The sequence below is a fragment of the Pseudoxanthobacter soli DSM 19599 genome (assembly GCF_900148505.1).
GTDB classification, from domain to species: domain Bacteria; phylum Pseudomonadota; class Alphaproteobacteria; order Rhizobiales; family Segnochrobactraceae; genus Pseudoxanthobacter; species Pseudoxanthobacter soli.
On sequence record NZ_FRXO01000003.1, the window covers coordinates 578963 to 593065 of the forward strand.

A 14103-nucleotide genomic window follows, 5' to 3' on the forward strand; every position below is an offset into this window, starting at 1 on the left:
ATATCCCGGGACTGCACCGGCAGCGCGGATCGTGCTATAGGAATTTTTTCCAGAACGGATTCGAGCCGGCTTGCCTCGCGTCCGGTCCGCCACGCCCGGATGATCGAACCCGGATGATTGCCCATGACCCGGTCCCCGCGTTCCCGCGCCCCGTCCGCTCGCCCGTCCGATGCCGGCGGCGATGATGCTTTGCCGTCTCAGGATTTCTCGTCCGGCGTCGGCGAGGGCGCGCCGGACGGGTTCGGCGAGGCGCCGCAGCGCAGCCTTCGCGGCCGGCTGACCGGGTCCGTGTCCGATTGGGCGGCCGAGATCGAGGGCGACGCCGAGCGCATCGACGCCGAGGAACACCTCTGGGGTCCGGCCGCGGCTGCCGAGCCGGCTGCCAAACCCGCGCGCCCGGCCAGACCGAAGACCGAGGCGCCGCCGGCCGCGAAGGCGCGCGGCAAGGCGAAGGCGGGGCCGAAGGGCGGCGAGGCGGCGGACGCCCGCTCGCGCGTCGCCGGCGGCCTCAACCCCGTCGCCGGCCTCGACATCGCGCTGGAGGATGTCGGCGCGCTGCCGCAGAACGCCGTCACCGCGACGGTCGCCGCCCTCGAACATCTGATCCAGAACGGCCGCAAGGAGTTCGACGGCAAGCCTTGGACGCCGCATCGTCCGCCCCGGCCGGAGAAGTCGGAAGGCGGCATCCCGTTCAAGGTGGCCTCGCCGTTCGAGCCGCGCGGCGACCAGCCGACCGCGATCGCCGACCTCGTCGAGGGCATCGGCTCCGGCGACCGCACCCAGGTGCTGCTCGGCGTCACCGGCTCCGGCAAGACCTTCACCATGGCGAACGTCATCGAGCGCACCCAGCGCCCGGCGCTGGTGCTCGCCCCGAACAAGACGCTGGCCGCCCAGCTCTATGGCGAGTTCAAGGCGTTCTTCCCCGACAACGCGGTGGAATATTTCGTCTCGTACTACGATTATTACCAGCCGGAAGCCTACGTTCCGCGCACGGATACCTATATCGAGAAGGAATCCTCCATCAACGAGCAGATCGACCGGATGCGCCACTCGGCGACCCGCTCGCTGCTCGAACGCGACGATGTCATCATCGTCGCCTCGGTGTCGTGCATCTACGGTATCGGTTCGGTCGAGACCTACACCGCGATGACCTTCGGCCTCGAGATCGGCGAGCGCATCGACCAGCGCCAGCTCCTCGCCGACCTCGTCGCCCTGCAATACAAGCGCGCCGACATCAATTTCGTCCGCGGCACCTTCCGGGTGCGCGGCGACACGGTGGAGATCTTCCCCGCCCACTACGAGGACCGCGCCTGGCGCGTCTCGATGTTCGGCGACGAGATCGAATCCATCACGGAGTTCGATCCCCTGACCGGCAGCCGCACCGGCGAGCTGAAATTCGTCAAGATCTACGCCAACTCGCATTATGTGACGCCGCGGCCGACCCTCAACCAGGCGATGAAGAGCATCCGCGACGAGCTGAAGGCGCGGCTCGTGGAGCTGGAAAAGGCCGGCCGGCTGCTGGAGGCCCAGCGGCTGGAGCAGCGCACCCGGTTCGACCTGGAGATGATGGAGGCGACCGGCTCCTGCGCCGGCATCGAGAACTATTCGCGCTACCTCACCGGCCGCCTGCCCGGCGAGCCGCCGCCGACGCTGTTCGAATATCTGCCCGACAACGCGCTCGTGTTCATCGACGAGAGCCACGTCACCGTGCCCCAGATCGGCGGCATGTATCGCGGCGACTTCCGCCGCAAGGCGACGCTCGCCGAATACGGCTTCCGCCTGCCGTCGTGCATGGACAACCGGCCGCTGCGCTTCGAGGAATGGGATGCGATGCGGCCGCAGACGGTCGCCGTCAGCGCCACGCCGGCAGCGTGGGAGATGGAGGAAGCCGGCGGCGTGTTTGCCGAGCAGGTCATCCGCCCGACCGGTCTGGTCGATCCGCCGGTGGAAATCCGCCCCGCCAAGGCGCAGGTGGACGATCTCCTCGGCGAGGTGCGCGCGGTGGCCGCCCGCGGCTATCGCAGCCTCGTCACGGTGCTGACGAAGCGCATGGCCGAGGATCTCACCGAATATCTCCACGAGCACGGCGTCCGGGTGCGCTACATGCACTCCGACATCGACACGCTGGAGCGCATCGAGATCATCCGCGACCTGCGCCTCGGCGCCTTCGACGTGCTGGTCGGCATCAACCTGCTGCGCGAGGGTCTCGACATACCGGAATGCGCGCTGGTGGCGATCCTCGATGCCGACAAGGAAGGCTTCCTGCGCTCCGAGACGTCGCTGGTCCAGACCATCGGCCGCGCGGCGCGCAATGTCGACGGCCGGGTGCTGCTCTATGCCGACAGGATGACCGGCTCGATGGAGCGGGCGATCGCGGAAACCAGCCGCCGCCGCGACAAGCAGCTCGCCTACAATGCCGAGCACGGCATCACGCCGGAATCGGTGAAGAAGGCGATCGGCGACATCCTCGATTCGGTCTACGAGCGCGACCGCGTCACGGTCGATGCCGGCTTCGCCGACGAAGGCGCGCTGGTCGGCCACAATCTCAAGGCCCACATGGCGGACCTGGAGAAGCGGATGCGCGACGCCGCCGCCAACCTGGAGTTCGAGGAAGCCGCCCGCCTGCGCGACGAGCTCAAGCGGCTGCAGGCGACCGAACTCGCGGTTGCCGACGATCCGCTCGGCCGTCAGGCGGAGGTGGAAGCCTCCGCCGGCCGGTTCAAGGGCGAACGCCGTTACGGCTCCAGCGCCAACCTGCCGCCGAAGCCCGGCGCGGGCTCCAAGGTCCGCGCGCCGGATCTCGACGATATGGGGCCAGGCACCGACCGCGAAATCCCCCTCGGCCTCGACGCTCCGCTGCCCGAGCGGCCCGATCCCGGCACCGCCAATTTCAAGCCGCGCGGCGCCCGCGGCGGGCAATCCTCCGGCGGCAAGCCGGGCACCCGCGCCAGTTCCCGCCGGCGATAACGGGGGCAGGGGCGGTGCAGAGGACGAACCGATCCGATGGCAGGCCTCGGCCCGCGCGACGCGCGGCGCTTCTCTGTCTGGCGGCGGGCGTGTGGGGCCTCGCCGCAAGCGCCGCCGCCAACGTCATCGACGGCGCGGACGACCGGGAGTCCCTGATTGCCGCCGCGGGCCGGCTCGGGCTCGACGCCGCCGAGGTCGCCCGCATCCGCAAGGCGACCGGCTTCGTCGGCTGCCTGTCGCCGTCGCCGTCGATGGGCACGGGCGTGCTGTTTCTCGACGGCGCGCAGGTGCTGACCGCCGCGCACATCCTGTTCGAGCCCTCGGGCCGGCCGCGCTCGAAATGCTTCTTCAAGAACCAGGACGCCGATCCGGTGGTGGTCGATCTCGTCACCGTCGACGGCTATGCTCGCTTCGGGGCCGCCCGTCCGAAGCCCGGCTCGGCGGAGGACTATGCGGTCGTGCGGCTCGCCGCGCCGGTCGCCGGGGCCGTTCCGTTCGGCGCCGCGGAGGCGCCGCCCGCCGTGGGGGAACGTCTCGTCGTCATCACCGCCCACCCGGCGGGCATGGCGAAGGAGGTCGACAAGGGCGTGCCGGTGGCGCAGGGCTGCGTGATCAGGAAGGTGCCGGCTCTCAAGCCCACCACACCCAAGCCCACCCCCACACCCAAGTCCACCACCACACCCAATCCCGCTGCCACGCCGGGAAGCGCCGGCGCGGCCGGTGCCTCCGGCCCGGCGCAGCCGTTCCGCACCGATTGCGATGCCACCGGCTCGTCCTCGGGCGGTGCGAACCTGATGCGCCTCGATGGCGGGCAGGGCGGCGGCCCGCTGGTGCTGCGCGGCATCACCATCTCCACCGGTCCGTGGCGCAATCCGAAACTCGCCGGGGCGCCCTATGACGAGCGCAAGGGCAGCTTCACCACCGCGCTCGACGTTTCCGGCGCCATCGCCGCGGCCGGGCGCGACCTCGCCCGCACGGCGCCGCCCCCGCCGGCCGGGGCCGGGGGCGTCGCTTCGGCCGCCGTGCAGGTGCGCGCCGTCCCGGTCGGCAGCGTCGACCTTTCGGGTGTCGACCTTTCCGGTGTGGACCTGTCCGGCGCGGCCGCGCCGCCCGAAGCCGGCGTCGCGGTTCCGACCGGACCCGGCCTGCCGGGCGTCGATGTCGGCCGGGCCACCCGGCGGGCCGTGCCCGGCATCACCGGGAAATCCACTGCCGTCCAGCCCTGAAACCCGCGTCCCGCTCTCGCCGCGCGTTCTGCCTGATGACAGCCGCGCGGAGATCGGTTATCGAAGAACACGGTCGCAGGGCGGACGAGATGCCTGCCGGCGGCCCGCCGCAGAGAGGGCGATGCGCCTCCGATGCCGGCTGCGCGGGTGTAGTTCAGTGGTAGAACGACAGCTTCCCAAGCTGTATGTCGTGGGTTCGATTCCCATCACCCGCTCCAGATTTCCGCTTCCGATCGCGATGACCGAAGATCGCCTTCGGCCCCTCGGGCCGCCGGGGCGTCGTCACGCCTGATCGTGCTTCGGAGCGCTTTCCGATCTGATGGAAACATCGGATCGACAGGAAAACGCTCCGGATTCAAAAGCTTGAGCATTTGCTTGTCGTTCAGATCGGTTTGATCTGAACGGGACATGCGCGCGAGCGCTTTCCGGTCTGAACGCATGGGCTCAGGGCGGCCGCCGCACATAGCCGGCGGATACCTGCGCGGCCATGAAGTCGCGTTCGGCCTGCAGCAGCGCCACCTCGTCGAGCAGCAGGCGAACGGCCCGCCACGCGCCGCCCGATTCCACGATGAAATCCTCGACTTCGTCCACCGGCGGTCGCTCGGTCCATCCGCTCCGATCCATGGGTTCGTTCATCGCCGTGCCCGCTCGCTTTCGGTTTTGCATCCCGCTTGGCCCGCATCCCGCTTGGCCAAATCCCACTTGGCCCGCATCCCGCTTGGCTCGCATCTCGCCTGGCCAAATCCCGTCTGGCCGCGTCTCGCGTGACCCCGTCACCGATTCGCCCGGCGCCGGAACGGGGCTCGCCCCGCTGGCCGGGACGGACGCTCGTGGTTCCATGCTCCATCCGGCTATGGATTCCATAAGAACAAAACAGGTACAAATGGAATCTGATGCCATGCCCGGCCGGTCCACCGGCAATGTCGGCGGGTGCCACTCAGCAACTGTCACAATGCCGCGCTAGGCATGGTTCGTCGGGATCGTACCGGTCCGGATGACGGGAATGCTCAAGCTGTTGAAATGCGGAGCGCATCCGCGTGGCCGGGCGCCGCCCGTGCCCGCTGCCCGCGCTCCGGTGAGTGTCGCGCGCGGGCGGCCGGAAGGCCGTCGCGTTCGTGACCGTTCCGTTTGCGAGAGGCATGATGAAGAGCGCAGCGACATCCGGCACGGCGGACAGGGATCGCACCCCGTCGATCGCGGTTCATTCCACGGCGGACCTCGAGCATCACATGGTCGAGAAGGCCTATGCCCGCTGGGCGCCCGTCTACGATGCCATCATCGGCCCGGTGTTCCTCGCCGGGCGCCGCGCCGCCGCCCAGGCGGCCGGCCGGGTCGGCGGCCGCATCCTCGAAATCGGCGTCGGTACCGGGCTGTCCTTCCCCGATTATGATGCTTCCACCGAGATCACCGGCATCGACCTGTCGGAGCCGATGCTGGAAAAGGCGCGCCAGAAGGCTGGCACCGGCCGGTTCCCCCAGGTCAAGGCGCTGGCGCAGATGGATGCCCACGACCTCGCCTTCCCGGATTCCAGCTTCGACTGCGTGGTGGCGCAGTTCGTCATCACGCTGGTGCAGTCGCCGGAACGGGTGCTGGACGAATGCGCCCGCGTGGTCCGGCCGGGCGGTGAGGTCGTTCTCGTCAACCACCTCTATTCGGAAACGGGCGTCGCCGCGGCTGTGGAACGCTGGTTCGCCAGGCGCACCCGGCACCTCGGCCTCCGGCCCGAATTTCCCTTCGCCCGCATCGCGGCGTGGCGGGAAACCCGGCCGGAAATGACGCTGGTGGAACGCACGGCGTTGAAGCCGTTCGGCGTCTACACGCTGATCCGCTTCCGCAAGGAGCCGGTCGCCTCCGTCTGAACGCCGCCGGTTCGCGCCGTGCCGCGAACCGGTCCCCGCGCTTCTCAGGGCGCCGGCTTGGCGCCGGTGCCGGCGGTCTGCGGCAGGATCTCGACGCTGGCGGTGCGGCCGACGACGAGCTTCACCCCCGCGGGCAGCGGCTGGTCGAGTTCGATGCGCACCGGCACGCGCTGGGCGAGGCGCACCCAGTCGAAGGTCGGATCGATCCGGGCGAGCAGGCTCGAACTCGCCGCGACGTTGCTGCTGGAAATGCCGCCGGCGATGCTCTGCACCCGCCCGGTGACCACGGGGTCGTCGCCGAGCAGCACCACCACGGCGCGGTCGCCGACCGCGATGCGCGACAGCTTCGTCTCCGGGAAATAGCCGTCGACATAGAAGGAATCGCTGTCGATCAGCGCGAACACGGGGTGGCCGGTCGTCACGTAGTCGCCCTTGCGCATGGTGAAGTTGGTGACGATGCCGTCCACCGGCGCCTTGACGCGGGTCCGCTCCAGGTTGAGGGCGGCGAGGTCGCGGTCCGCCGTCGCCTGCTCGACCGCCGCCGTGGCCATGGCGGCGTCGGTGTCGACGGTCTGCTTCTCTTCGGCCGTGACCGTGAGGTCGGTGAGCTGGCTGTAGCGCTGCTGGTTGCGCTCTGCGAGCACCAGAGCGGCCTTCTTGCTGGCGAGCACGGCCTCCGCCTGCCGGAGCGCGATCTCGTAGCGCGAGGGATCGATCCGGAACAGCAGGTCGCCGGCCTTGACCTGCTGGTTATCGGTGGCGAGCACCTCCACGACCAGGCCCGAGACGTCCGGCGTCAGCCCGACAACATCGGCGGTCACCTGCCCGTCGCGCGTCCACGGGGCATCCATGTAGTAGACCCAGAGCTGGTAGCCGACCAGGGAGGCGACGGCGACGACGATGAGCGTGGCCACCACGCGGAAGATGCGGCTGAACCAGTGGCTCATGAAAAGGTCCGTCCGGTGTTTCGGGCGATCATCGCCAAATCCTCATGGGAAGGTAAGCCCTTGGGAAGGTAAGCCCTTGGGAAGGTAAGTCCTTGGGAAGGTAAGCCCTCGGGAAGGTCAGTCCGCGGGAAGGTGGTCAGGCCCGGTCGGCGGCGGCGCGGCGCGGGGAAACTCACGACGGCGTGTCTTCGCTGGCCGCCGTCGCCGGCAGGCCCAGATAGGGATGGGTGACGCCGACCGGAATCTGGAGCAGCGCGCCGAGCGCGATCACGAAGATCGCCAGATCGAACAGCGCGCGGTGCCAGATGAAGCGGTAGAGGCCGAAGCGGTCCATGAGGCGGCCCGCGAGAAGGGTGATCAGCAGCGCGAAAAGCCCGGCGATCAGCAGGACCGGCACGATCACGCCGTAGATGTCGATCTCGCCCATCAATGGGTCTCCGAGGCGGCAAGGGGCGTCGAGGCGGGAATGGCCGTCAGGGCGGGGGCGGGCGCGCGGGAGCGAAGCGCGGCGCGGCGGAAGCCGACCAGCGCCGCAACGGCCTCCCGCAGCACCGCCTTCGGCGTGGTCGCGGCGTGGGCCGTCAGGCAGGCAAGGATGTCGTCGAGCACGCTGAGCGAGTCGGTGCCCGACGGTGGCGGCCTGTCGGCGAGGCGCGCGCGGAAATGGGCCTCGGCCATCGAGAACAGCCGGTCGATCTTGGGCCCCGCCTCGGGCGGCAACCGGGCGCGCAGCGCCGCGAGGTCTTCCAGGCCGCCGGCCGCCATCAGGTCCGCGAACACTTTTTCCGCGGCATCGTCCTGCCGCGGCTCGCCGGTCAGCCGGGGAACGATCAGGCCGACGCGGTCGATCATCCGCCGGGTGAACGGATCGCGGCCCTCGCGGGTGTGGCCGGCTGCGACGGCCATGAGGTCGCGCAGCCCCGCGCGCGTGAGCCGCCGGGCGGCCTGTGCCGGATCGAGCGTGCGCACCGTGCGCACGACGGCGGCGACGAACAGCATGCCGAACAGCGATGCGATGTTGGCGTTGAGGAACGAGGGCAGGTCGGTCACCGGATAATTGTTCTGCAGTCCGAGCAGAAGCACCACGCTCACGAGGACGACGAAGCCGTAGGTGCCCCAGGTCGGCGACGACATCATCACGCCGAGAGGCAGCATCAGCGGCGCGAGCGCGACGACGAGCGCCGCGAAACCGTCGATCTTCGGCAGGATGCCGAACTGGTAGACGAACAGGATCACGAGCGCGATCAGCGTCGCGAAGATGAACGTGCGCAGCCGCGGCCAGGGATTGTCGATCGCGGAGACGACGCTGCCGTATACCGCCACCTGGATGGCGGCGTTCGCGCCCCAGGTCCAGCCGCCGACGATCCAGACCGCGCAGACGGCGGAGATCGAGACCGTCACCGCGATGGCGATGCGCGCCGCGAGTCCGTGGTCGGCGTGAAGCGGCACGGATTCCACCGCCCGGGTGTCGTATCGCGGCGGGCGGGCGAGGGTGCGCCGGCCCTCGCGGATCGCCAGCCAGAGATCGATGCAGTCTTCCCTGAGGTCCATGAAATAGGACAGGCGCTGGCAGAGATTGGTGAGCGTCGCCGATTGCCAGCCGTCCGCGGTCGGATCGGCCGGCTCCAGCCGGGCGATGTCGTCGCGGATCTCGCGGGCGAGCGCGGGCGGCGCGTCCACGCCCTGTCCGATCCAGGCCACGAGCTTGGCGGCGAGGGCCTCGAAACCGGCCGGCAGGGTGCCTTCGCCGCGCAGGAACTGGAACCGGTCGCGGATCGCCGAGAGCGTCGGCAGCATCAGGATCATGCGGTCGTGGACCGCCTTCAGCCGCCGCGCGATGCCGCTGTGGGCGGAAGGGTCGTAGTTCAGGAACAGCATCACGCCCTGAAGGTCCGCGGCGTCTGCCGCGAGCCGGCGCCTCATCCGGGCGATCTCGACGCCCTTCGTGTCGGCGGCGAGCGAATCCACCGCCAGCCGGTCGGCCGCCATCATCCATGTCCGCAGCCGCTCGGCGACCTGCGGGCCGGTATCGCGCGGCAGCACGATGAGGCCGATCACCGTGGCGCAGACGATGGCGAGGCCGATCTCCTCCACGCGGGCGACGGCCACCATGAAGATCGAGGCGGGATCGCCGACGCTCGGAAAGCCGATGATCGCGGCGGTGTAGCCCGCGAGCAGGAAGACGTAGGACCGCGGGGTGCGGTCGAGCAGCGAGAGATAGAGGCAGATGCCGGTCCACGCCGCCAGCGCAGCCGACAGGATCAGCGGCGCGTCGACGAGGTTCGGCACCAGCACGACCGCCGCCGTCGCGCCGAGCAGCGTGCCGAGCATGCGGAAGATCGCCTTGGAGCCGGTGGCGCCGGCGAGCGGCTGCGACACCAGATAGACCGACCCCATCGCCCACGCCGGCTTGCTGAGGCCGAACGCGAACGAGAGATAGAGCGCCAGCATCGCGGCGGCGAAGGTCTTGAGGGAATAGAGACAATCCCCCGCGAACGACGCGGCCTGCCAGGCGTGGCTTTTCAGGAGGGTCCGATCGGCCGTTGTCGCCATGGATGCCGGATATCGTGAGCCAGGGATAGGAAGGCCGGGTATCGGGTGTTCCGGAAGAACCGCTCCCCCGGGATTCGCCCGGGGGAGCCGTTCAGGGCCGGGAGGAGAGGCCGGTTACTGGGCGGTCCAGCCGCCGTCGATCGGCATGATGGCGCCGGTGATGGACGCCGCGCCGTCGCTGGCCAGGAACAGCGCGAGCGAAGCGACCTGCTCGACGGTGACGAATTCCTGGGTCGGCTGCTCGCTGAGAAGGAACTTCTTCACTTCCTCCTCGCTGATGCCGCGGGCCTTGGCGGTATCTGGGATCTGCTTCTCGACCAGCGGGGTCCAGACATAGCCCGGGCAGATCGCGTTGCAGGTGATGCCGAAGGTCGCCGTCTCCAGCGCCACGGTCTTGGTGAGGCCGGCGATGCCGTGCTTGGCCGAGACATAGGCCGACTTGAACGGCGAGGCGACCAGCGCGTGGGCCGAGGCGGTGTTGATGATGCGGCCCCACTTGCGCTTCTTCATGCCCGGCACGGCGGCGCGGATGGTGTGGAACGCCGAGGTCAGGTTGATCGCGATGATCGCGTCCCACTTCTCGATCGGGAAATCCTCGATCGGCGAGACGAACTGGATGCCGGCATTGTTGACGAGGATGTCGATGCCGCCGAACGTCTCCTCGGCGGTCGAGATCATCTTGGCGATCTGGTCGGGCTTCGTCATGTCGGCGGCGTCGTAGAGCGCCTTCACGCCGTAGTCCTTTTCGAGCGCGGCCCGGGTGGCCTCGATCGCGTCCGCCGGGCCGAAGCCGTTGATGACGACGTTGGCTCCGTTGGCGGCGAAGATCTTCGCATATTCGAGGCCGATACCGGAGGTGGAACCGGTGACGACGGCGGTCTTGCCCTTCAACATGGATATATCTTCCTGAATGCGGTTTCGGAAACAACGCCTGGAAATGCGAGAATACCCTGCCGTTCCGCCGTGAGCGATGCGGCGTCAAAGGGGGAGACATTCACCCGCACCCCCTCGGCGGCAGGCGGTCTCCATGCTATATTTTTCGTATGACGGATCAACGGGACGATGTCGCGCAGGCCCGGAACGACGGCCCGGCCGGAAACGGCGGGGGCGCGCGGGGATCGCGGCCGGGAGATCGCGGATTTGGAAACCCATCACCACGATCATGACAGCGAGGCCTTCCTGACGCCCGATCACGACCACGGCCCCTGTGCCGGCAGCGTCATCGAGCGGGCGGAGAAGGTGTGCCGCGAGCGCGGCGTGAAGCTCACCACGCAGCGCCGCGCGGTGCTGGAGGCGCTGGTCGCCAACCACAAGCCCGCCGGCGCCTACGACATCATCGAGCGCCTCGGGGCGGGCGGCCCGCCGCCGGCGCCGATCTCGGTCTACCGGGCGCTCGGCTTCCTGACCGAAAACGGCCTCGCCCACCGCATCGAGCGGCTCAACGCGTTCGTGGCCTGCGACGGCCATCATGATGCCGCACGGCCGGTTGTCTTCCTGATCTGCGAGACCTGCGGGCAGGTGGCGGAGATCGCGGCGGCCGAGATCGGCATCGACCTCGCCGGGCTGTCCGCTAAGACCGGCTTCGTGCCCCATACGGCGGCGATCGAGATCAGCGGGCTGTGCAGCCATTGCGCCGGGGCGGCCGCGGCGTGAGATTGACGGCCCCGGCGGGCTCTGGCACCACCGGGCGACCGTCCGGCGCGGCGTGCCGCCGCCGGGCGACAGATTTCCGGGCGCCGGCCCCGCGGATTTTTCCGTGCACGGGCGCGCCCTTTCCGGGGAAAGCACCATGGATGCAGCGACACTGGCGCCCGAAGCGGCCTTCGGCGACGGTTCCGGCGAGGCGGGTCCCCTGCCGCGCAAGCGGACGGTGCAGGTCGACGTCGACGGCGTGAAGGTCGGCGGCGACGCCCCGATCGTCGTTCAGTCCATGACCAACACCGACACCGCCGACGTGGATTCGACCGTCGCGCAGGTCGCGGCGCTGGCGCGGGCCGGGTCGGAGATCGTGCGCATCACGGTCGACCGTCCGGAGGCCGCGGCGGCGGTGCCGCACATCCGCGAGCGGCTGGAGCGGCGCGGCATCCGCGTACCGCTCGTGGGCGATTTCCACTATATCGGCCACAAGCTCCTCGCCGATCATCCGGCCTGTGCCGAGGCGCTGGCGAAATACCGCATCAATCCCGGCAATGTCGGCTTCAAGGACAAGCGCGACAAGCAGTTCGGCGCCATCGTCGAACTCGCGGCCCGCCACGGCAAGGCGGTGCGCATCGGGGTCAACTGGGGCTCGCTCGACCAGGAACTCCTGACCGCGCTGATGGACGAGAACGCGGCGAGCGCGCGGCCGCGCACGGCGGCGGCGATCCTGCGCGAAGCGATCATCCGCTCGGCGATCCTGTCGGCGGAGCGCGCGGAGGAGATCGGCCTCGGGCGCGACCGCATCATCCTGTCGGCCAAGGTCTCCCAGGTGCAGGACCTGATCGCGGTCTACCGCGACCTCGCGCGGCGCTGCGACTACGCGCTTCACCTCGGCCTCACCGAGGCGGGCATGGGTTCCAAGGGCATCGTGGCATCGTCGGCGGCGCTGTCGGTGCTGCTGCAGGAAGGCATCGGCGACACCATCCGCATCTCGCTCACGCCGGAACCGGGCGGCGACCGCACGCTGGAGGTGAAGGTCGCGCAGGAGATCCTGCAGACCATGGGTTTCCGCACCTTCCTGCCGGTGGTGGCGGCCTGCCCGGGCTGCGGCCGCACCACGTCCACGGTGTTCCAGGAGCTGGCGAAATCCATCGAGGCGCATATCGGCGAGCGGATGCCGGTGTGGCGCGAGACCTATCCGGGCGTGGAGAAGCTCAAGGTCGCGGTGATGGGCTGCATCGTCAACGGTCCGGGCGAATCGAAGCACGCCGATATCGGCATCTCGCTGCCGGGAACGGGCGAATCCCCCTCGGCGCCGGTGTTCATCGACGGCGCCAAGGCGCTGACGCTGCGCGGGCCCAACATCGCCGCCGAGTTCAAGGCGCTGGTCGAGGACTATATCGAGCGCCGGTTCGGCGGCGGCAAGGACGCCGCTCCGGCCAACCCGGCCTCGGACGCGGCCTGACGAAGGCCGTTTCGGTCCGATTGACGGGGTTTGGGGCCTCCGGCCCCAAGTGGGTCCGGGCGGCAGCCCGAAAGAAAAGTCGGGCGCGGGCGGCAGCCCGCTCAGACCGCGAGCGGAAACGCCTCTTCCACCAGATAGGGCCCGCCGCCGACGCTGGCGCGGGCGGAGAACAGCACGAAGCGCGGCGCGATGAACGGCGGCACCTCGAAGCCGCCGCGCAGCGCCAGCCAGTCCGCGACTTCGCGCGGCGAGGTGCCGCGCAGCCGCGCGAGGGTGATGTGGGGCGTGAACTTGCGCCCTTCCGGCGGCAGGCCGAGGCGCTGGAGAATGCGCTCGTGCTCGGCCTGAAGCTCGCCGAGAGCGGTGCTGGGCGCGACGCGGGCGAACAAGGTATGCGGCTTGTCGCCGCCGAAGCTGCCGAGACCGGAGATGTGCACCCGCACCGACGCCCTTCGAACCCGCATCAGCGCGTCGGCGATCTCGTCGGCGGTGCGGTCGTCGATGTCGCCGATGAAGCGCAGGGTGATGTGGTAGTTCTCCGGATCGATCCAGCGCGCGTTCCTGAGGCCGCCCCGGAGCAGGCCGACCTGGGTGCCGACGACGGCGGGGATCTCGAGACCCGTGAAGAGCCGTGGCATGGGCAGCGCTCCGTCCGGTGATTCGATCCGAATGCCCCATTGTGAACGGGCATGGGCCGCCGTTGGCAAGCCCCTCGCGACGGCATGGGTCGAAAAGGCCGGTTGAGAACGGTCGCGCAGCCTTGCCCGAGACGCCGGCCCGGCCCGGCCGTCGCCTCGCGAACCGCAGCGAAAGTCCCGCGATCTTGCCTGCCGGGCATCCACGGCCCGGCGGAGACGTGCGTCCGGAATGGCGTCCGGGCGCGGTCTTGGGGCATGATTGCGGCTGTGCAGGTTGGGCGCGTCGCCCGGCGCGAGGGTGCCTGGTGATCCGTCGGGCGGCCCCTTCGAAAGGGCGTTCCCATGATCCCTCCCAGACCGATGACCCCTCCCAGACCCAAGAACGGGACGGACCGATGAAAACCCCGGATCCATCCGCCGGCCGGCCCTCACGACCGAAGCCGCCGCTTGCCGCCGCCGTCGTGCTATGGCTCGCGATCGCCGTGGCCTTTCTCGGCCTGCTGGCGAGCCCGGTGTTCTGGATCGGCATTCCCTTCCTGTTCGATGCGCCGGGCTCGATGGAAAACCCGATCATGGGGTTTCTCGTCGCCGGCATCCTCGCGCTGCCGGCGGTCTCCATCGCCATGGCGGTGATCGCGGTGCTGGCGCTGCGCCGCTACCGCCGGTTCAGGCTCGTCTTCGCCGTGCTGCTCGGCGTCGGCTGGGTCGCCTACATGGCCGGCGTGCTGGAAACGCTGGAGGTGCGCTGCGGCGGCACGTTCAACTGCCAGCCGCCGGCCTGACCGGGAAAGCCCGCCAGAGCGCTTTCCG

12 protein-coding genes and 1 tRNA gene are annotated in these 14103 nt (G+C 69.6%); 7 read left to right on the forward strand and 6 right to left on the reverse strand.

Annotated features, from left to right (window positions below; genetic code table 11):
• Nucleotides 1–123 precede the first annotated feature (123 nt).
• From uvrB to BUF17_RS10165, 3 genes are all read left to right on the forward strand, one after another.
• Nucleotides 124–2967, forward strand: coding sequence for an excinuclease ABC subunit UvrB (gene uvrB, locus BUF17_RS10155; protein WP_084564376.1), 2844 nt, complete (start codon nucleotides 124–126; stop codon nucleotides 2965–2967).
• A gap of 89 nt (nucleotides 2968–3056) precedes the next feature.
• Nucleotides 3057–4193: a S1 family serine peptidase gene (locus BUF17_RS10160; RefSeq protein ID WP_073628116.1), complete on the forward strand. Its 1137-nt coding sequence runs from the start codon at nucleotides 3057–3059 to the stop codon at nucleotides 4191–4193.
• A gap of 143 nt (nucleotides 4194–4336) precedes the next feature.
• A tRNA-Gly gene (locus tag BUF17_RS10165) sits at nucleotides 4337–4411 on the forward strand.
• A gap of 226 nt (nucleotides 4412–4637) precedes the next feature.
• Here the strand turns inward: BUF17_RS10165 and BUF17_RS22905 are convergent.
• Nucleotides 4638–4784: a hypothetical protein gene (locus BUF17_RS22905; RefSeq protein WP_175563670.1), complete on the reverse strand. Its 147-nt coding sequence runs from the start codon at nucleotides 4782–4784 to the stop codon at nucleotides 4638–4640.
• A gap of 638 nt (nucleotides 4785–5422) precedes the next feature.
• On the opposite strand from BUF17_RS22905, the gene BUF17_RS10175 reads away from it, so the two are divergent.
• Nucleotides 5423–6052, forward strand: coding sequence for a class I SAM-dependent methyltransferase (locus BUF17_RS10175; RefSeq protein WP_073628369.1), 630 nt, complete (start codon nucleotides 5423–5425; stop codon nucleotides 6050–6052).
• A gap of 44 nt (nucleotides 6053–6096) precedes the next feature.
• Here the strand turns inward: BUF17_RS10175 and BUF17_RS10180 are convergent, their stop codons facing one another.
• From BUF17_RS10180 to BUF17_RS10195, 4 genes are all read right to left on the reverse strand, one after another.
• Nucleotides 6097–6999, reverse strand: a complete 903-nt coding sequence (locus BUF17_RS10180) for an efflux RND transporter periplasmic adaptor subunit (RefSeq protein WP_073628120.1) — start codon at nucleotides 6997–6999, stop codon at nucleotides 6097–6099.
• 172 nt (nucleotides 7000–7171) lie between these two features.
• Complete coding sequence (locus BUF17_RS10185; protein WP_073628122.1) at nucleotides 7172–7426, reverse strand: DUF1656 domain-containing protein; 255 nt, start codon at nucleotides 7424–7426, stop codon at nucleotides 7172–7174.
• Nucleotides 7426–9552, reverse strand: a complete 2127-nt coding sequence (locus BUF17_RS10190; protein ID WP_084564380.1) for an FUSC family protein — start codon at nucleotides 9550–9552, stop codon at nucleotides 7426–7428. Before BUF17_RS10190 ends, BUF17_RS10185 begins: the two co-directional genes overlap by 1 nt.
• 114 nt (nucleotides 9553–9666) lie before the next feature.
• The gene (locus BUF17_RS10195) at nucleotides 9667–10446 is read right to left on the reverse strand and encodes a 3-hydroxybutyrate dehydrogenase (protein ID WP_073628124.1); all 780 of its coding nucleotides are present in this window, start codon (nucleotides 10444–10446) and stop codon (nucleotides 9667–9669) included.
• 246 nt (nucleotides 10447–10692) lie between these two features.
• Between BUF17_RS10195 and BUF17_RS10200 the strand changes: the two genes are divergently transcribed.
• The gene (locus BUF17_RS10200) at nucleotides 10693–11205 is read left to right on the forward strand and encodes a Fur family transcriptional regulator (RefSeq protein ID WP_244530832.1); all 513 of its coding nucleotides are present in this window, start codon (nucleotides 10693–10695) and stop codon (nucleotides 11203–11205) included.
• 136 nt (nucleotides 11206–11341) lie between these two features.
• Nucleotides 11342–12655, forward strand: a complete 1314-nt coding sequence (ispG, locus tag BUF17_RS10205; protein WP_073628126.1) for a flavodoxin-dependent (E)-4-hydroxy-3-methylbut-2-enyl-diphosphate synthase — start codon at nucleotides 11342–11344, stop codon at nucleotides 12653–12655.
• A gap of 101 nt (nucleotides 12656–12756) precedes the next feature.
• On the opposite strand, the gene thpR is transcribed toward ispG, so the two are convergent.
• A complete protein-coding gene (gene thpR / locus BUF17_RS10210) occupies nucleotides 12757–13293 on the reverse strand; it encodes an RNA 2',3'-cyclic phosphodiesterase (protein WP_073628128.1) in 537 nt (178 codons plus the stop codon).
• Between the two features lie 395 nt (nucleotides 13294–13688).
• Between thpR and BUF17_RS10215 the strand changes: the two genes are divergently transcribed.
• A complete protein-coding gene (locus BUF17_RS10215; RefSeq protein ID WP_073628130.1) occupies nucleotides 13689–14075 on the forward strand; it encodes a hypothetical protein in 387 nt (128 codons plus the stop codon).
• Nucleotides 14076–14103 lie beyond the last annotated feature (28 nt).

Excerpts from the sequence above, each read along its gene's own strand:
- uvrB (WP_084564376.1), top strand. The coding sequence starts at position 124 with ATGACCCGGTCCCCGCGTTCCCGCGCCCCGTCCGCTCGCCCGTCCGAT.
- BUF17_RS10175 (WP_073628369.1), top strand. The coding sequence starts at position 5,423 with ATGGTCGAGAAGGCCTATGCCCGCTGGGCGCCCGTCTACGATGCCATC.
- BUF17_RS10180 (WP_073628120.1), bottom strand. The coding sequence starts at position 6,999 with ATGAGCCACTGGTTCAGCCGCATCTTCCGCGTGGTGGCCACGCTCATC.
- BUF17_RS10185 (WP_073628122.1), bottom strand. The coding sequence starts at position 7,426 with ATGGGCGAGATCGACATCTACGGCGTGATCGTGCCGGTCCTGCTGATC.
- BUF17_RS10190 (WP_084564380.1), bottom strand. The coding sequence starts at position 9,552 with ATGGCGACAACGGCCGATCGGACCCTCCTGAAAAGCCACGCCTGGCAG.
- BUF17_RS10195 (WP_073628124.1), bottom strand. The coding sequence starts at position 10,446 with ATGTTGAAGGGCAAGACCGCCGTCGTCACCGGTTCCACCTCCGGTATC.
- ispG (WP_073628126.1), top strand. The coding sequence starts at position 11,342 with ATGGATGCAGCGACACTGGCGCCCGAAGCGGCCTTCGGCGACGGTTCC.
- thpR (WP_073628128.1), bottom strand. The coding sequence starts at position 13,293 with ATGCCACGGCTCTTCACGGGTCTCGAGATCCCCGCCGTCGTCGGCACC.
- BUF17_RS10215 (WP_073628130.1), top strand. The coding sequence starts at position 13,689 with ATGAAAACCCCGGATCCATCCGCCGGCCGGCCCTCACGACCGAAGCCG.